At 70.5% G+C, this 17,189-nt stretch carries 15 protein-coding genes and 1 tRNA gene; 3 read left to right on the top strand and 13 right to left on the bottom strand.

All coding sequences use genetic code 11. The annotated features are described in order from the left end of the window. Positions 1 to 2: 2 nt before the first annotated feature. From KDL01_RS11740 to KDL01_RS11720, 5 genes are all read right to left on the bottom strand, one after another. Positions 3 to 1,301, bottom strand: a complete 1,299-nt coding sequence (locus KDL01_RS11740; protein ID WP_212528460.1) for a TIR-like protein FxsC — start codon at positions 1,299 to 1,301, stop codon at positions 3 to 5. A gap of 115 nt (positions 1,302 to 1,416) precedes the next feature. Then, positions 1,417 to 2,199, bottom strand: a complete 783-nt coding sequence (locus tag KDL01_RS11735) for an AAC(3) family N-acetyltransferase (RefSeq protein ID WP_212528459.1) — start codon at positions 2,197 to 2,199, stop codon at positions 1,417 to 1,419. A 40-nt stretch (positions 2,200 to 2,239) separates the two neighbouring features. Further along, complete coding sequence (locus KDL01_RS45210; protein WP_212528458.1) at positions 2,240 to 4,675, bottom strand: FxsB family cyclophane-forming radical SAM/SPASM peptide maturase; 2,436 nt, start codon at positions 4,673 to 4,675, stop codon at positions 2,240 to 2,242. 55 nt (positions 4,676 to 4,730) lie between these two features. Then, positions 4,731 to 4,886: a hypothetical protein gene (locus tag KDL01_RS11725; protein WP_212528457.1), complete on the bottom strand. Its 156-nt coding sequence runs from the start codon at positions 4,884 to 4,886 to the stop codon at positions 4,731 to 4,733. A 418-nt stretch (positions 4,887 to 5,304) separates the two neighbouring features. Then, positions 5,305 to 5,826 (bottom strand): GNAT family N-acetyltransferase, encoded by a 522-nt coding sequence (locus KDL01_RS11720; RefSeq protein WP_212528456.1) that lies wholly within the window; start codon positions 5,824 to 5,826, stop codon positions 5,305 to 5,307. A gap of 111 nt (positions 5,827 to 5,937) precedes the next feature. On the opposite strand from KDL01_RS11720, the gene KDL01_RS11715 reads away from it, so the two are divergent. Next, positions 5,938 to 7,128 (top strand): UDP-N-acetylglucosamine--N-acetylmuramyl-(pentapeptide) pyrophosphoryl-undecaprenol N-acetylglucosamine transferase, encoded by a 1,191-nt coding sequence (locus KDL01_RS11715; RefSeq protein ID WP_212528455.1) that lies wholly within the window; start codon positions 5,938 to 5,940, stop codon positions 7,126 to 7,128. Between the two features lie 16 nt (positions 7,129 to 7,144). On the opposite strand, the gene KDL01_RS11710 is transcribed toward KDL01_RS11715, so the two are convergent. From KDL01_RS11710 to KDL01_RS11695, 4 genes are all read right to left on the bottom strand, one after another. Then, positions 7,145 to 8,878: a glycosyltransferase family 39 protein gene (locus KDL01_RS11710; RefSeq protein ID WP_212528454.1), complete on the bottom strand. Its 1,734-nt coding sequence runs from the start codon at positions 8,876 to 8,878 to the stop codon at positions 7,145 to 7,147. Next, positions 8,878 to 10,050 (bottom strand): glycoside hydrolase family 113, encoded by a 1,173-nt coding sequence (locus tag KDL01_RS11705; protein ID WP_212528453.1) that lies wholly within the window; start codon positions 10,048 to 10,050, stop codon positions 8,878 to 8,880. The genes KDL01_RS11710 and KDL01_RS11705 overlap by 1 nt, the downstream gene beginning before the upstream one ends. After that, on the bottom strand, positions 10,047 to 11,519 hold the full coding sequence (locus tag KDL01_RS11700; RefSeq protein WP_212528452.1) for a glycosyltransferase family 2 protein: 1,473 nt from the start codon (positions 11,517 to 11,519) through the stop codon (positions 10,047 to 10,049). The genes KDL01_RS11705 and KDL01_RS11700 overlap by 4 nt, the downstream gene beginning before the upstream one ends. A gap of 276 nt (positions 11,520 to 11,795) precedes the next feature. Next, a complete protein-coding gene (locus KDL01_RS11695) occupies positions 11,796 to 12,266 on the bottom strand; it encodes a hypothetical protein (RefSeq protein ID WP_212528451.1) in 471 nt (156 codons plus the stop codon). Positions 12,267 to 12,700: 434 nt separating this feature from the next. Between KDL01_RS11695 and KDL01_RS11690 the strand changes: the two genes are divergently transcribed. Beyond that, positions 12,701 to 13,066 (top strand): hypothetical protein, encoded by a 366-nt coding sequence (locus tag KDL01_RS11690; protein WP_212528450.1) that lies wholly within the window; start codon positions 12,701 to 12,703, stop codon positions 13,064 to 13,066. Positions 13,067 to 13,394: 328 nt separating this feature from the next. Continuing rightward, positions 13,395 to 13,919 carry a hypothetical protein gene (locus tag KDL01_RS11685; protein ID WP_212528449.1) on the top strand — a complete coding sequence of 175 codons (525 nt, stop codon included), beginning with the start codon at positions 13,395 to 13,397 and terminating at the stop codon, positions 13,917 to 13,919. Between the two features lie 508 nt (positions 13,920 to 14,427). On the opposite strand, the gene KDL01_RS11680 is transcribed toward KDL01_RS11685, so the two are convergent. The 4 genes from KDL01_RS11680 to KDL01_RS11665 form a co-directional block, all read right to left on the bottom strand. Continuing rightward, entirely contained in the window at positions 14,428 to 14,919 is a 492-nt protein-coding gene (locus KDL01_RS11680; protein WP_212528448.1) for a hypothetical protein, read from the bottom strand. A 213-nt stretch (positions 14,920 to 15,132) separates the two neighbouring features. Further along, positions 15,133 to 15,660: a hypothetical protein gene (locus tag KDL01_RS11675; RefSeq protein ID WP_212528447.1), complete on the bottom strand. Its 528-nt coding sequence runs from the start codon at positions 15,658 to 15,660 to the stop codon at positions 15,133 to 15,135. Between the two features lie 289 nt (positions 15,661 to 15,949). Beyond that, positions 15,950 to 16,022, bottom strand: a tRNA-Lys gene (locus tag KDL01_RS11670). 105 nt (positions 16,023 to 16,127) lie between these two features. Further along, positions 16,128 to 17,186, bottom strand: a complete 1,059-nt coding sequence (locus KDL01_RS11665; RefSeq protein WP_212528446.1) for a threonine aldolase family protein — start codon at positions 17,184 to 17,186, stop codon at positions 16,128 to 16,130. Positions 17,187 to 17,189: the final 3 nt, after the last annotated feature.

The following is a 17,189-nucleotide window of genomic DNA, read 5'->3' as shown; positions in this document are numbered from 1 at the left end:
GACTAGGGCGGAGAGTCCGAGGGCGGAGCCAGCAGCCGCGGCCGGCTGGAGTAGCGGGTGAACGGGGCGTTGCGCAGCGGATCGCTGCTGCTCAGGAAGCAGTCGCGGGCCAGGTCGATCACCAGCAGCAGCGCCTCGTCGAACTGCTCCGCCGTGGTCAGGTCCTGCAGGCGCTCGGGAACGCTGCGGCGCCAGCTCTGGAACATCCACGGCACCGTGTTCTGCACCCGGGACTCGAGGAAGAGCCGCTGCCTGAGCGTCTCCGGATCGGAGTCGCTCCACGGCACCATCAGGCGCACCGTCTCGCGGCGGGCGCGGTCCACCCGTTCCAGCGCGGTGCGGCTGGAGGCGAAGCCGTCGAACACCCACGGGTCGGCCAGCAGGATGCTCGGGCCCTGCGGCCGGTGCGCGGGCTCTCGCTGCGGTCCCGGGATCCTGGTCTCCGGCGAGAACGTCGTCAGTACGCTGATCCGGGCGGTGTAGCCGGCCGTCCGGGCGACGCGCGCGGCCCGCTCGGCCAGCGGCTCCGAGGCCCGTGGATGGTAGGGGCGCCAGTCCTGCGGACTCGCGCCGTAGTACGCGGGATCGCGGTCCTTGGGCACGGCGCGGCCGAGCGCGGCGGCGACCGAGACGTACAGCGGGCGCTGTGGGTTGGCCTGGCCCGGGAAGGCGGGCTCGACGTCGTGATAGGCGGCCGGGGGGACCGCGGGCGGCGACTCGACCCTGGCCCGGTGCACGATCAGCTGGGCCAGGCGCAGCACCGCCTCGTGGTACGCGTGCTCGTGCAGCCGGATCAGCTGGTAGAGCCCGAGATCCAGGTAGAGGTCGTGCTCCAGCAGCCGGGCCGGGGCGAGCCGGCGGGCGCACGCGGGCACGTCGCGGGCGGCGGGAGTCCAGAGCACCGGCACCACCGCGCGGCCCTCGTCGCCGGTCCTGGCCTTGCGCAGGCGGCGCCGGCGTTCGAACACCGACCACTCGCGGCCGCAGCGCTCGGAATCGAAGTAGCCGTCGCTGTAGAGCGGCACGAACACCCGGCACTCGGCCAGCTTCCGGGCGGCGTACTCGAGCGGGTCGAGGCCCGCGGGAATGCGGTGGTCCACGTAGCCGCCGCTGAGCCGGGGGTCGAGATGCCTGACCTCGGTCTCGAGTTCGTGGAAGAAGCGTTTGGCCCAGTAGTCCGGATCCAGGCGGTCTCCGCGCAGCGGCGGAGTGTGCGCATAGCTGAAATAGAAGCCCGTCCCGAGCGTGTCGCCCTCACCCTCAGCGGAATCGCCGGCGGATTCCCGAAGGCTCGGCCCCATGGATCATTCCCTTCGCCTCGCCCCGCGGCCCAAGATCCCAGAGAGACAGTCCTCTTACTATAGGGCCGACGTCGGCCACGCTGTAGGGGCGCATGCGGCGCGCGGCCGGAGCGTATCAGGGAGCGAATCTCAGGTAAGGCAGCGTCCGCGCGGCGAAGTCCACCGCCTCCGTCAGCGCGAACACTCGGGCCGAGGCCGCGCCGACGACACCGCGGCGTACCCGGTCCGGGCACGTGTTTTCGAATATTGAGCCTAGTTCGCCGAATTCATCGTCCCGATGCTCCAATCCCGAGAATATCTGCCAGGAATCGCCGATCTTGCAGCGATAGGCGCGTTCCCGGGCGAGTTCCGGGCTCTCCCCCAGATGGAAAGCCGTGCATTTGTCGTATCCCACGCCGAGCAGCAGGACGAGCGCGCCGCATTCGTACATGCGCCCGAGCGGGGATTCCTTGCCCAGCAGGGAGTCGAGCGGATGCGCCGCCATGAGTTCCTCGGCCAGCGGCCCGACCGCGGCGAACGAGGTGATCGGGTGCGCGCTGCGCCGCGCCCGTGGATGGGTGCGCACCGCCTCCGCCAACGCGCCCATGCCCTCGGAGGGGGAGAGCCGCGGGTCGAAGCCGGGCAGCGCGTCGAGGTACGCCAGGTAGCGCGCGGCGTCCATCGCGGCGGTGGCGGCCAGGAACTCGCCGGAGGTGGCGGAGACCGAACTCGTCTGCGCCGGGACCACCAGCGTGCCCCGGTCCGGGCCGAGCAGGTCGAGCAGCAGGTCGCGCAACGCCTGCGCGCCGCCCCGGATCGGGCCGACGGCGCGCAGCGAGCTGTGCACCAGTACGGTCTGTCCTGCCGTCAGCCCGAGTTCGGCCAGCTGCGCGCGCAGCCGGATGCCGCTTGGCTCCATGAGTCCCATCCTGACGAAAGCGCCGAAGCGCGGTCGAGCCTCAGCGGCGGGGACCGGCGTCCGAGCATGTGTCCGAGTGCGTGTCCATGTGTCTGCCCGTGTGTGCGCTCGCGGCGAAGGCCGCGTGGTGCTCGGCGCCCTCGCGCGCCGCGGCCTCGAGCGCCTCGGCTGGGACCGGCACCGCGAGCCACGGCGTCATGGTGGCGCGCAGGCCCGCGGTGAAACGGGATCCGAGCGCGGTGAGCGAGCCGGATGCGTCCAGCGTGTCCAGTGCCGCCCACGTCTGCGCGCGCCAACGGGCGAACGGCGTGTGCGCGTCCGCGTCCCCGGCCCGCACTCGCCGCAGCCAGTAGTCGATGACGGCGACGTGGGCGTAGGTGCCCTGCAACAGTCCTTCGAGCGGGCGCGGGTCTTCGCGCCAGGGTGCGTAGTAGAGCCGGGTGTCCGCGTCGTCGTAGAGGTCGTAGAGGTCGAGCACCGCGCCCAGCTTCACGTGCTGGAACTCGTGGATCAGCAACAGCGCCAGCACGCGCGGGTCCTGCGGCCGGGCCAGGCCGAGGGCGCCGAAGGCCTGGCGGGCGGTACCGCTGACGGCGTGCCCGTCGGCCGAGGCGGGCAGCGGGACGAGGGCGCGCAGCGCCGTGGCGAGAGCGGGCGCGTAGTCGGGGTAGAGCCGCTCGACGAACGCCCAGGCCTCGGCGTACGCGGCGTGCCACCGGGCGAGTTCGTCCTCTGTCAGGCGCGGCGCGGCCGGCAGCTGGAACCGGTCGCGGGACGGGTCGAGGTCTTCGAGCAGGATCCGCGGCCGGGCGAGCCCGTCGCCGAGATAGCGCGCCTCTGCCGACAGATTCCGCGCCACTCCGCCCGGCCCGAGCTCGGCGACACCGTCGGTCACGACGATCCGGCCGATCCCGGGCAGGATGAGTGCCGTGCGGTCCGGCGGCAACGGGAGCGCGGCCTGCGTCCCGGCCAGCGACGCGGCTACGAGTGCGTAACCGGCCAGCGGGGCCGGATGCGCGGCTATCGGGTCGTCGAGCACGTCCAGCGCCCAGGGCCGGAAGAACGGATGCGCCACGGCCTCGGCCACCGCAGCCGGATGCGCGGCGTCGAGCGCGAGCAGCAGTTCCCAGGCCCGGGATCCTTCAGGACTCTGCTGAGCCAGGACCCTCCCGGCCTCGGCCAGCAGCGTCCGGTTGACGCTGGCCTGCCCCGCACCGAGCTGACGCAGCGCCTCGGCGTCGCCGTAGCCGGCGGCGAGCTGGTCGAACAGGTCGGAGTGCAGGGCGTGCCGGACCATCGGGGCCGCGCGCTCCTCCCGTTCGCGCAGGGCCGCGACCAGGTGGAGCAGATCGGCGCAGTAGACGGTCGGATTGCGGAAGGCCGCCGCAGGATCCTCGGCGCGGGCGTCCGCCGCGCGGTACCGGTGGGCGTACAGGCCGCCGCCGCAGCTGGCGAGCGCGGGGCAGGCCTGGCACTGCGGGCTGAGCGCGGCCGATCCGCTTTGCCGGGCGATGATCCCGGCGTGCGCGCCGGCCGCGGCGAGCGGGTCGCGGTGCACGTTCAGGCCGGTGCCCGCGGCCCCGTCGAAGGCCACCTTCAGCGAGTCGGCCTGCTCGATGGCGCCGTCGGTCTCGACGACCAGGACGTCGCTCGGGGCCAGGCCGAGGGCCTCGGTGAGTGGCGGGCCGCCGTGCAGGGTGGAGCGGATCGAGTCGAAGACGCGGATGCCGAAGGGCCGCCCGTCGCCGTCCCAGGCTTCGTAGACACGCAGCAGCCAGTGCGCGTAGGCCGGATCCTGCGCGGTGGAGGGGCGGGCGAGGCCGTCCGGCCGCGGCGGCGGGGTGTCCCAGGTGGCGTGCGGCAGCAGCAGATCGATCCGCGGCGGCTGCTCGGAGGCGAGTGCGCGGTAGACCTCGACCGGGTCGTTGCGCAGATCCACGGTGCACAGGATTCCGGCGTACAGCCGCCGATACGGCTCACTGCGCAGCAGGGCCAGCGCCGCACGCACCTGCGCGTGGCTGGAGCGGCCGTCGGCGTAACGCCGGTGCAGGTCGTTGGCCGCGCGGTCCCCGTCCAGGGAGATGCCCACCGTGACCCGGTGCCGCGCGAACAGCTCGCAGAAGGCCCGGTCGAGCCGGACGCCGTTGCTGTGCACGCGCAGGTCGAGACGGGGCGGATCGGGCAGCCGGCGGACCGGGTCGCAGAGCGCTTCGATGATCTCGCCGAGCCGGGCCGGCCCCGCCAGCAGCGGCTCGCCGCCGTGCAGCACCACTCGGACCAGATCCAGCCGGGCGGCCGCTGCGTGCTCGGCGATCCGGCGGCCGAGCGCCTCGGCCGTGGCCCGGCTCATCACCCTCGGCTGCGCCCGCCAGCCCTGGTCGGCCGCCTCGTACACATAGCAGTGGTCGCAGGCCAGATCGCAGCGCGAATGCACCTTCACCACGAACTGGCGGAACGCAGCGGAGCGGGCGGGCACGGGACCTACCTCGACGGGGGCGGCGAGAGCGGGCGCGAAGCCCGCCGGTGCTTCCTCAGAGCGACGCGTTGAAGGCGGCGACCGCGACGGGCCGCTCTCCGACCGGCCGGACACGGCGCAGGGTCGGGGTACTCGGGAGTCGGTCGAGCGGGGCCTGGCGGACATCGTCCAGGTTCGAGGCGACGAGGGACTTCTCATCGGTGTTATCCATGAGGGTCCTGCTCCTTTCGTATCCGGTAAGACCGGCTGTGGTGTGTACACGCTCTTCGCGCCACCACGTTCGCTGATCACTGATGGTCGGTAAACGTGATCAGTCGGTAGGCTTGAACGTAGAGTATCACGGCCCTCAGTAGCCGGAGGCGGGCTACGAAGGGCACTCGCTCGGATAGGTGTAACCCCGTCAAAAACCGAGTCCCGGCGCAGGTCGGTGCGTATGCAGCCGTCCGGGTGACGGTCTGGCGCATACTGGCGCGGGAACTCGAACACACTCCGAACGCAATTCCGCCAGATGCGGCGACTCACCGTACTGAGATCGAATTCGAGCCCATCGTCAGAACACAGAGTCGCCCACCGAAAGGCCCCAGGGACGCGCGGAATTGCATTCGTGCCGCCGCCGCGCGCACTCCGGCTCAGGTCTGAATCGTCCAGTGGCACGTCTGCAGCAGCCGGCCGGCGAATTCCACCCGCTGCCGGCCGACCAGGGTGAAGCCCAGCTTGCGGCAGATCCCGTTCGAGGCCGCGTTGGTCGCGCCCGGATAGGCGTGCACCAGCCCCCACCGGCCGTCCGCCCTGGCCCGCTCCAACAGCAGCGCGACCGCGCGCGAACCGAGGCCGCGGCCCTGGAACTCCGGCAGCACCATCCAGCCGATCTCGGAGATCGGCTCGCCGACCGCGCCGTGCTGCCCGTCCGCGCCCTCCGGATCGTGCCGCCACAGCACCACGTTGCCCGCCACCACCTCGGGCCGCTGCTGGTCCGGCACGATCATCTTGATCCAGGACGTGTCCCGCGCCGCCTCGCCCGCGTCCCTGGCCACCTTGGCCTCGATGCCCTCGCGCGGCAGCGGGCCGCCGAGTTCGGCCATCATCACCGGGTCGCAGCGCATCCGGACGTAGGCCTCGACGTCCCCGAGTTCGACATCACGCAACAGCATTCCGACCTCCATGCCTTCCGTCCCTTGTATCACGGCCCCGGCGGTTCATTCGCCCGCGGCCCCGGCGGTGTGGCAGGCTCTGCACAGCGCGAGAGACGAAGGGGCGAGCCGGTGGCGAGCAGGCGAGAAGTCCAGGACCGGGCGGTACGGGTGATCGTGACCGGCGGAGGCACCGGAGGCCACGTCTACCCGACGCTGACCACCGTGCGGATGCTGCAGGCCGAGTTGGCCGAGCGCGGCGCCGCGCCCGCGGAGACGCTGTGGATCGGCGCGGCCGGCAGCCTCGAGGAGCGGGTGGCCCGGGAGTCGGGCATCGCCTTCCGCCCGGTGGCGACCGGAAAGCTGCGCCGGGCCGGCAACCCGCTGCGGATGATCACCTGGGCGAACCTGCGCGACGCCGTCCGCGTCCCGCTCGGCGCGATCCAGGCCCTCGGTATCGTGCGCGGCGTGCGCCCGGACGTCGTGGTCGGCTTCGGCGGATACGTGGCGGTGCCGGTGAGCGTCGCGGCCCGGGTGGGCCGGCGCCCGATGATGGTGCACGAGCAGACCGTCCGGCTCGGCCTGGCCAACCGGATGCTGGTGCGTCTGGCCACGCGCACGGCGCTGTCCTCCGAGTCCAGCCTCGCCCTGCTGCCCTCCGGCGCGCGCGCCCGGGCCGAGGTGACCGGCAACCCGGTGCGCCCCGAGCTCTTCCAGGGCGAGCCGGACCGCGCCCGCAAGGCCTTGGACCTGGCCGGATTCGACGCCGACAAGCCCACCGTCTACGTCACCGGCGGCGCGCAGGGCGCCAAGCAGATCAATGCCCTGGTGACGCAGCTGCTGCCCTGGCTGCTCGAGCGGGCCAACGTGATCCACCAGTGCGGCGCGGCCGACTTCGACCGGCAGCGCGAGACCTCCTTCGCCCTCCCGCGCGAACTCGCCGCCCGCTATCACCTCACGCCTTACGTCGGCGCCGAGATGCCGGACGTCTACGCCCTGGCCGACCTGGTGATCTCGCGCAGCGGCGCCGGCACCATCGCCGAGATCACCGGTCTCGGCAAGGCCGCGGTGCTCATCCCGCTGGCCTCCTCGGCCGGCGGCGAGCAGGCGCACAACGCGAAGTACCTCGAGGAGCACGGAGCGGCCCGCGCCCTGGTGGGCCCGCTCACCCCGGAGGACCTGCGCGCCGCCCTCGAGCCGCTGCTCGCCGACCCGGCCGCCCGCGCCGAGATGGCCGCCGCAGCGCGCGAGCAGGGCCGCCCGGAGGCCGCGCGCACCCTGGCCGCGCTCATCCTCGGCGTCGCGGGCGTAGCAGAGCGCTGACGACCTGCGGCCGGTGCTACTTCAGGCCGTAGATCACGTAGTCGGCGTTGTGGTAGACCTCGCGGTAGCCGCTTGTGAGGGCCGCGGTGCCGTACAGCGCCCGGTAGACCTGGTCCACGTCGCCGGGCGTGGTGCGCATGACGATCAGGCTGATGTCGTTGGCCTCGGGATCCACCAGGGCCCGGGTGTAGACGTTGCCGAGGCGGTCGCGGGTGCCGGAGTAGACGGTGCGGTCCAGGACGTAGAAGGCGACGAGCTCGTTGCGCACGTCGTCGATCAGGATCCTGCCGCTGGTGCTGTGCTCCAGATACGCGCTCGCCGCCAGCGGATCGAGTTGGGCGGCCAGGTTCTGCTCGGCCTCCTGCTCCAGCACGATCTGGTGGCGGGCCACCGTGTAGCCGGTCATGCCGACCAGGCCGAGGCTGAGCGCGACGGCCACCGCGGGCGCGCCGAGCTTGACCGCGCGCCTGCGCCGCGCCGCCCGGGGCAGCGCCCAGTCCAGCGCGAAGCCGATCAGGATCGCGGCCGGCAGCAGGCCGATCAGGCCGAAGCGGAAGTTCGTCAGGCCGCCGTTGAGCACGGGCGTGCCGATCGGCTCCTGCCCGGATTCCAGCGTGTAGCAGTAGAACGGCACCACCGTGGCGAACACCAGGACCGGCAGGACGCGCGCCGAGAGCCGGTCCCGGGCCAGCACCGCGATCAGGGCGAGCAGGCCCGCGCCGATCACGAGCAGCCCGAGGTCGGAGGTCGCGGCGGTGCCGTAGGCCTTGAGCGTGAGCGTCCAGTTGTGGATCTCGATCTCGCCCTGCTGGTCGGCCATCTGGTCCGAGCTGGAGTTCGGCCCGGTCAGGAAGTAGACCGGCGTGCCGAAGATGACCCAGTTGTAGACGAACCAGGCCCCGGCCGGCGCGGCGAACCCGAAGCTGGCGAACACCAGCGTCAGGCCGCTGGTGTCCTTCCAGCTGTGGCCCTTGCGCCGGGCCACCACCAGCACCAGCAGCGTGTAGGCGAGCCCGAGGTACCAGGCCTCGTACCGGCAGAGCATCGCGGCCGCGCTGGCGATCGCGGCCAGCAGCACGTAGGTGGGCCGGTCGGTGGTGGTCCAGCGCACCAGCAGATAGACCGTCCAGAGCGCGAACAGGTACAGCGGCAGTTCGTCCATCGCGGTGCTCTGCTGGTAGAGCACGTTCGCGTTGGTCATGAACACCGTGGCGCCCACCACGGCCGGCCACGGCGAGGACTTCGAACTACGCGCGGCCGCCGAGCTCTTCGTGGCCGACAGGGCCCTGATGATCTTGTAGATCAGCACCGTGGCACCGACGTAGCAGCCGCCGGAGACGAGGCTGCCGGCCAGGCCGGTGGAGTAGAGGGTCCAGTTCCAGGCGAACGCCGCCTGCAGGATGTGCGGCAGCGGCAGCCAGATGCCGCCGAGCTGCGCGATCCCGGTGGTCTGGCCGACCAGCACCCGCCGGCTGATCTCCAGGTGGGAGAAGGAGTCGCGGATGCCGAGCAGCAGGTGCACCCGGGAGAAGTGGTACGTCGCCGCGGCCGACAGCAGCGCGGCGGCGACGGCCAGTGCCATGGCGACGCGGTCGCGCCCGGGCTTGAGCCGGATCAGCACCGTCTCGTCGCCCGGACCGGGACCGGCCGTCCCGCGGGTCCGCTGGGCGGGCAGCGTCGGGAGCGCCGGGCGCTGCGATCCGCCCGGCCGTGGCGGCGAGATGAGCATCGTCTCGTCGTCGGTACTCATCAGTTCCCCCACCCGCTCGCGAAGCACGACTTGATCGCCTGGTCGCCGCGTCCGATGAAGGACCCGGTGTCCGAGGTGGCGCCGAGGGACGGCTCGGCGTAGCTGTCGACGTCCCAGAAGTAGATGCCGGGCAGGCCGAGCGACTGCGCGGCGTCGCACGCGGCGGTGAACCAGTGGACCTGGATCGAGGTGACCGGCGTCGCCCCGGCCGTGGCCCACTGCGCCGGGTGGTGGTAGGCCCCGCTGGACGCGGGGATCCCGACCTCCTGCATCACCGTGTTCTGCAACACCGCCGCGGACCGGTGCTCGAGCCACTCCTCCCAGGCGTTGGTCAGCTCGGCGACCGACGCGTCGTCCGACAGGTCCACGTCGGGGTAGGCGTCGACGCCGACGTGCGCGGCGGGTTTGTCGGGTCCGCCCTCCTGCCAGGTGGACCAGTTGTCGCCGTAGTCGAGCTCGCCCCGGTAGATCCCGGCGGCGTAGGAGTCCAGGCTGGTCCAATCGCTCTGGTAGGACTCCAGCGAGTCGAGTTCCACGCCGAGGTCGAAGTAGTCCACCGCGTCCTGCTGGGCCAGTCGCAGGTACGGCGTGATGGAGGACCGGTAGCTGGCGAACCAGCCGGAGACGCTGACCGGCTTGATCGAGCCGCGCCAGTCCCCGGAGTCGTCCTTGATGTTGGTCTCGTCGATCAGCGGCCGCACCATGACCCGCAGCCCGCGCGCCTGCGCCGCCTTGATCACCAGGTCGAGCGTGGCCGGGGTCGGCGTGGAGCCGGAGACGCCGTAGATCTTGGTCGGGCGCACCCCGTCGGTGTAGATCGGGAAGGTCAGCGCGACGCTGTTGGCGCCGAGCCCGACGACGTAGTCGAGCACCTTGGCCGCCGCCGACTCGACCTGCTCGGTGGTGCCCGAGGTGTGCCAGTAGACCTGGATGCCCAGTTGCCTGGTGGACGCCTGCGCGGTCGCGGAGACCTTGGGTGTCGGTGTCGGTGTCGGTGTCGGTGAGGCCTGAGTCGAGGCGCCCGTCGTCGCCTGCGTCGACGCGCCGGCTGCCGCGAGCCCGGCCTGCGGCGTTCCGGTCGGTATTGAGGGCGCCAGCGCGGAGCAGGCGCTCGTGCCGAGGACGAGCAGGAGGGCGAGTGTGGGGACGAGGCGGCTGCGCAAGGCGGTCACACCAGCTCCTGATCCGCGACGAGCGCCGGCTGCGCGAACAGCCCCGCGTCGAGTTCGCCCTCGTCCAAGGTGTGGCCGTGCGGCGTCTTGTGCCAGCCGCGCTTGCCGGTCGCCAGCTCCCAGACTGCTATATACGTGGACCGGCTCATCCACAGCCACATGAGCGGGGCGAGCAGCATGTACCACAGCAGCGAGTAGCGGCCCCGGGTCGAGTTCGCCTCCTCGAGGCAGGTGTGGATGAGCTCGAACACGAGGAAGAAGTTGCCGACCACCAGCAGCCCGAGGGCCGGGTAGTAGATCGCCGTGGGGAACAGCTCGGCGATCACGTGCGCGCGGGTGCCGAAGTAGACCACCGTCAGCGCGTAGAACAGCGGGTTGATCATGAAGGACAGCGGCGTGCCGAACATCAGCAGGTTGAAGCACAGCCAGCGCAGCAGCCCCATCCGGCGTATCGCCTCGCGCGGGTGGCGGGTGTGCACCAGCCCGGTCTGCAGGTAGCCGCCCTTCCACCGCCGCTGCTGCTTGTCCACCACGCGGCTGGTGACCGGCGCCTCCTCGAGCGTGATGGAGTTGAGCAGCTCGATCCGGTATCCGGCGCTGATCAGCCGGGCGCCGAGGTCCGCGTCCTCGGTCAGGTTGTGCGCGTCCCAGACCGAGCCGTCCGGCAGCGCGACGTCGCGCAGGGCCGAGACCTTGAAGTGGTTCGAGGTGCCGCCGAGCGGGATCGGCAGGCGCAGTCGGGCCAGGCCCGGCAGGAAGCGCAGGAAGTGGATCTTGTAGGCGATCCAGTACAGCGCGGTGACCCAGTTGGTGTCGTCGTTCCAGAACGCGAGCTCCGCCTGCAGGCAGGCGACCTCGGGCGGAGCCAGCCGGAAGGTGCCGATCGCCTTGAGCAGCTGGTCCGGATCGGGCCGGTCCTCGGCGTCGAAGATGGTCAGCACCTCGCAGCCGGCCTCGATCACCCGCCGCATCGCCACGTTCATCGCGTTCGGCTTGGTCTTGGGCCCGCCCGGCGGGATCACCACCACGGTCACGTGGTCGAGCGGATGGCCGACGCGCGCGACGCGTCCGGAGACCGTGGCGTCGTACGCGGCGTCGGTGTCGAACAGCAGCCCGATGGAGCGCGCGGCCGCGAGGGTCTCCTCGTCGTCCTGCTCGATCAGCAGCAGCACGTGCAACCGCTCGCGCGGGTATTCCAGTCTGCTGATGCGGGTCACCAGATGCCGGAGCATGTTGGCTTCCTTGTGCACCGGCAGCAGGACGGCGTAGTCCGGCAGCGAGGGATCCTGCGCGCGCACGGTCACCCGGCGCGGCGACCGGTAGGACTGCCCGGCCACCATGATCACGATCCGCATGCCGGCGATCAGTACGTAGAACAGGACGCAGGCCCCGACCAGCGCGGTCGCGGTCGCCCGCGGATCGAGCGCGAGCCCGAGGCCGAGCAGCAGGAGCAGGCAGAGGCCGAGCACCTTCTGACCCGTACTCAGAAAGCGCGCGGCGGTGGCGGGACGGGCCCGGCGCCTACGACTGTGCGGTATGGCACGGTGCGGCTCGCCCGCCCCCGGTATATTCATGAATCCGCCAAGCACTCGTCTGGGTACTGCCGCATCTTAGCAATGAGATGGCAAATCGCGTCACTGTGTCCACGTGCGTCAACAGGGCGTTAACAATGGCGAACGCCCCGGTCATCGGCGGATGGACCGGGGCGTGTGGCCCGCGCGCTGGACGCGGATGGAGCCGGGAGACTAGAGCAGGTCCTCGACCACGTCGGTGAGCAGACCGCCGTGCTCGTGCTCGCCGAACTCCCCGTCCTCGCCGCGGTGGTCGCGGCGCCGGTCGCAGTCGCCGTGGCGGTTGTGGTCGGAGTCCTCGCCCCGCCACTCGTCGTCACCGCGCTGGCGCGGGCCGGCAGCCTCGAAGTTGCCGGTGTGGGTGATGCCCGCATCGGTGACGTGCGTGGTGGCGATCCGATCGTAGGACGCACCGTCCCTCGCGACGCCGGCCTCGGCACGCGTGTCGGCCACGCCGGCGGCGCTGGTGGAGTTCGAACCGGCGGCGAAGGAGTCGTCGGTGCTGTGCGTGAAGCTGCTCGTGACGCCGGAGGCCGTCGTGGACGAGGCCCCCCTGGTGTCGGAGTCGGCGGCCGCGACACTGATGCCGCCGACGGTCAGGCCCAGCGTGAGCATCGAGAGCGACACGGCACGGGAAACGCGCATAGGTATTTCTCCTTTATCGGGTGGCTGACTGACTGCCTCTCACCGAAGCGGGGTGGCCCGCCGACCGGTGGGAAGCCCGGATCTTCCAGACCCAGGAGCTTGGGTGCCCCGGCCGGCCGGGCGCATTCGCGGTTTGTCATCACATCACTCGATTGGAATATCTGAAGGCCATTCAGCCCAGCATGCTCTCGGCCGGACGGGTTACCCGGCCCGTGCCCCGGTATCCACGCGGTCGTCTCGTACCGGCTCCGGCGACGCACCACACGTCCGGTCAGAAACGCTGGAGACGTGTAGACGAAGTGCTTATTGGTGAAATATTTCCGCGGCCCGAGTGATGCCTCGGCGTCGCGTGTCCTGTCTTCTCAAATGAAGTCCGGCCGCTAAGTTTCATGCCGACACTGTTGGCTCATCCCCATCCTGAAGGAGGCGTTTCCATGGCAGGGATCGCACGGTTCGCACTCATTCCGGTCGCGCTGGCCGCCGCGACCGTCCCCGCCGTCGCCCAGGCCGCCGCGGGCGGGGCCACCTCGGCCGCGCCGCTGATCGGCTCGGTGGGGAGCATGCGGCTCTACCCGTTCGCGGGCACGCAGCTCGATCCGCTCTCGCACTCGGTCGCCGCGACCGTGGCTGGCGTTCCGCTGAATTCCGTGGGCGTGTCCCAGGTTTTCTCCGACGGTCTGCCGGTGCGCGATCTGCCCGGATACTCCGACGTGATGAACGCTGACTCCTCGGCCCAGGCGGCCGGCGCCGCGATGCTCGCGCACGACGCACCCGAGGCCGCGCCCGCCGCGATGCAGTGAGCGGGACCACACCTCCACAGTCGCACTCATCATAGAAATGCGCCCGATCGAGTGGTATCCGCGTATGTCGGACGGAATTCAGGTTTCGACGCAATAACATAGGCATGAGCAGGGCATGCGCGAATCGCCGCTAGTCGGCGTCAACTACCCTGAAAATGCTGTGATAAGCGGCCGGATGATCACTCATTAGTGTCGGCTGCCGTTGAAGCAGATGATTCCAGTGTAGTTTTTCAGCCGAAGACTGCTACGTTCAGAAATGCACGATAGTGGAATTCGGCTATCACGGTCCTAAGTTTATGATTTGCATCCCACAGGAAGAACGATCAACATGGCAATGCTGAAGAAGGCCGCGACCATCGCCGTTCTCGCGAGCGCGGGTGTCATGGCCACCGCCGGCATCGCGGCCGCGGACGAGGGCGGCTGGGCCCCGGCGGCGGCCCCGCAGGCGGGCGACGACCACCTGCACCAGGACGGTCTGATCCCGGTCAACCTGCTCAACAACACCGACATCTCGCCGAACCTCGGCTGCCTGGCCGACGGCACCCTGCCGGACCTCACCGCGCAGAGCCTGATCGGCCTGATCCCGATCGGCGTGAGCCTGAACCACCTGCTCGAGCACGCCAACCTGAACGTGCTGGCCAACGGCAACACCACGACCGACGTCGAGGACAACTCCTGCACCTCGAACCAGGGTTCCTCGCAGGCCGGCAACGACAGCCACGGCAGCGTGGGTGCCGGCAGCAGCTCCTCCGAGCACAACACCGGCGACGGCGCGGGCGCGGACAACTCCGAGAACGGCAAGGGCGCGGGCGGCCTGCTCGGCGGCACCGGCATCCTCGGCACCGGGCTCTAAATCGAATCGACAGTGGTACGGCGCGTGCCGGGTCCAACCCCGGCGCCGCTCCCACCGAAGGCTCGGCCACCCCGCCGAACCGACAGTGCGGCCCTGGACTCGCGGTAACCCGCGGGCCCGGGGCCGCATCCGTGTGTCCGGGGGGTTCGGAGGCGACCCGCAGTCCGCGAGCTCCGCTCCGCGCAGGGTCCGCTCGGTCTCCTCGATCCATCCAGCGCCACACAGGGTCGGCCCGGCTTGGCTCGCGTCCTGCGCCGTCGCCCGTCTCGTCGCCGTCATCCGCCCCGCCCGCAGACGACGAACGCGTAGGCAGAGAGCGAGCACGTACACAGGGAACGAACACGTACAAAGACGAAAACCGTGGCGCGGGAGGCCGGGGATGTAGTCCCGGTTCTCCCGCGCCACGGTGTCGGTCGGAGCACTGTGTCGGGTGGAGCCCTGTGTCCCAGTGCTCCGGGTCGATATGAACCTTCCGGGGGTCGGCGCCCAAGCTGCGGCGCCCGGACTATCAGAGCCCGGTGCCGAGGATGCCGGTGCCGCCGAGCAGGCCGCCGGCGCCCTCGCCGTTCTTGGAGTTGCCCGCGCCCGCGCCGTCGCCGGTGTTGTGCTCGGAGGAGGAGCTGCCGGCACCCACGCTGTGGTGGCTGTTGTTGCCCGCCTGCGAGGAACCCTGGTTCGAGGTGCAGGAGTTGTCCTCGACATCGGTCGTGGTGTTGCCGTTGGCCAGCACGTTCAGGTTGGCGTGCTCGAGCGCGTGGTTCAGGCCGACGCCGATCGGGATCAGGCCGATCAGGCTCTGCGCGGTGAGGTCCGGAGCGGTCTGGTCCAGGGCGCAGCCGAGGTTCGGCGAGATGTCGACGTTGTTCAGAGCGTTGACGGCGACCAGACCGTCCTGCTGCAGGTGGTCGTCGCCCGAAGCCGCGGACGCGATGCCCGCCGTGGCCATGACGCCCGAGCCCGCGAGCACGGCGATGGTGGCGACCTTCTTCAGCAAAGCCATAGTAATGATCCTCCGCCTACACGTGAGTGATAATCGTATTTAATGACGCGCGACACCGAAAGCTGACGGGGTCGAGGTATGACACCTTTGCGCGTCGCCTTCAAACGTACACCGAGTGCCCGCCGTATCGTGGCAATAGACCCTAACGAGTGATCATCTGGGTGTTTCAAATCCTCGTAGGATATTTCGTCACGCGATGCCAGGACCGGGCCCTCAGGACCCGGCGATCGCGGCCTGCTCCACCTCGACCTCGCTCAGCTTGCTGTTGCGGTGCACGTCGGTGCAGGCGAACTTGAGGGTGAAGTGGTCCACGTCGCCCACCCCCCACCTGGTGTCGCGCGCCTCGTCCGCGATCGCCACGGTCTCCATCGTCGCCCCGGCCGGAACGTCCACCGAGCCGGTGCCCCTGGCTCCGTCGGAATCGTTCGCCGTCACGGTCGCGTGGCAGGTCGCGGGCTCCTGCTGCGCGTTCGCCGCGGCGTAGCCGATCAGCTGCCCGGCCCATCCGCCCACCAGCGAGGCGGCCAGATCCTGCGCCATCGCCGTGTTGCCGACCTCGTCCGCGCTCACGTCGAACGGCAGGCTCAGGGTCCTGCCGTTGTCCAGGACGCGCGGGGTGTTGAGCGAGGGATCGCCAATGGCCGCACTCGCCAACGGCGCCGCCGCGAAGACGGCAGTCAGTGCCAGCGACGCGGCGACGGTGAACGTCCGCACCGGTGTGAGGGATGTCAGAGCCTGCATGGGTAGCCCCGTTTCTTTCAATGTCCGAAATGAGTTCTCGGAGGCGAAAGTATAGGCGGGGGCAGGTGCGGTTCCCGGGTGGCCGAGGCCGATAGACGCAAACAAATCAGACCTGGGTTAATCCTGCGGTCGGCTCGTCCGATAAGCGACGCCTGACGGGGGATCTGGAATGCCGGCGGGAAGTGATTCGCTGCGCCCCCGGGCGTGTCGCGGCGCGTCCGGACCTACCCGGCCTGCCCCGGACAAGCGAAACGGCCGGATCGCTGGTGCGATCCGGCCGTTCGTTCGGTGCGCCGTCAGGGACTTGAACCCCGAACCCGCTGATTAAGAGTCAGCTGCTCTGCCTATTGAGCTAACGGCGCGCGTCCGGTCCGCCTGCGCGGCCGGTGCGAGGAATACGATACCCGATCCTGGGGCTGATCGCCCAATCGTCGGGGGGCGCGCAGTGGCCGGGGGGTGGCGCGGGGCTAGCCGGCGCGCAACTCCTCGGCGATGGCGGCGGCGAAGGCGTCGATGTCGGCCTCGGTGGTGTCGAAACAGGTCATCCAGCGCACTTCGCCGGTGTGCTCGTTCCAGGTGTAGAAGCGGAAACGCTTCTGCAGCCGCTCGGTCACCGGCTTGGGCAGCACGGCGAAGACCTGGTTGGCCTGGACCGGGCGGGGGATCTCGAGGCCGGGAACCTCGCGTACGGCCTGGTAGAGGCGCTGGGCCATGGCGTTGGCGTGCTGCGCGCTGCGCAGCCACAGGTCGGTGCCGAGCAGGGCGTCGAACTGGACCGACAGGAAGCGCATCTTCGAGGCCAGCTGCATGCCCGCCTTGCGCAGGTACTTCACGCTGTGCACGGCCTGCGGGTCGAGCACCACGATGCACTCGCCGAGCAGCAGGCCGTTCTTGGTGCCGCCGAAGCTGAGCACGTCCACGTGCGCGTCGGTGGTGAAGGCGCGCAGCGGGACGTCGAGGCTCGCGGCGGCGTTGGCCAGCCGGGCGCCGTCCATGTACAGCTTCATGCCGAGGCTGTGGGCGTGGTCGGCCAGCGCGCGCACCTCCTCGGGCGTGTAGCAGGTGCCGAGTTCGGTCGTCTGGGTGATGGCCACGACAGCCGGCTGGGCCCGGTGCTCGTCGTCGAAGCCGTAGGCCTGCCGGTCCACCAGCTCGGGGGTCAGCTTGCCGTCGGGGGTCGGGACGGTCAGCAGCTTCAGGCCCGCCACCTTCTCCGGCGCGCCGCACTCGTCCACGTGGATGTGGGCGCTGTCGGCGCAGATCACCGACTGCCAGCGGTCGGTCATCGCCTGCAGCGCGATCACGTTCGCGCCGGTGCCGTTGAACACCGGGAACGCCTCGGCGCTCGGGCCGAAGTGCTCGCGGAAGAGCTCCTGCAGGTGCTCGGTGTACGCGTCCTCACCATAGGAGATCTGGTGGCCTCCGTTGGCGAGGGCGATCGCCTCGAGAACCTCCGGGTGGACGCCGGCGTAGTTGTCGCTGGCGAAGCCGCGGTATTCCGGGTCGTGTCGGCGCTGCACGGGCACGGT

This window comes from Actinospica durhamensis, from assembly GCF_018139695.1.
GTDB lineage: Bacteria > Actinomycetota > Actinomycetes > Streptomycetales > Catenulisporaceae > Actinospica > Actinospica durhamensis.
The sequence above is the reverse complement of the archived record's forward strand: the minus strand, read 5'-3'. Positions and strand labels throughout refer to the sequence as shown.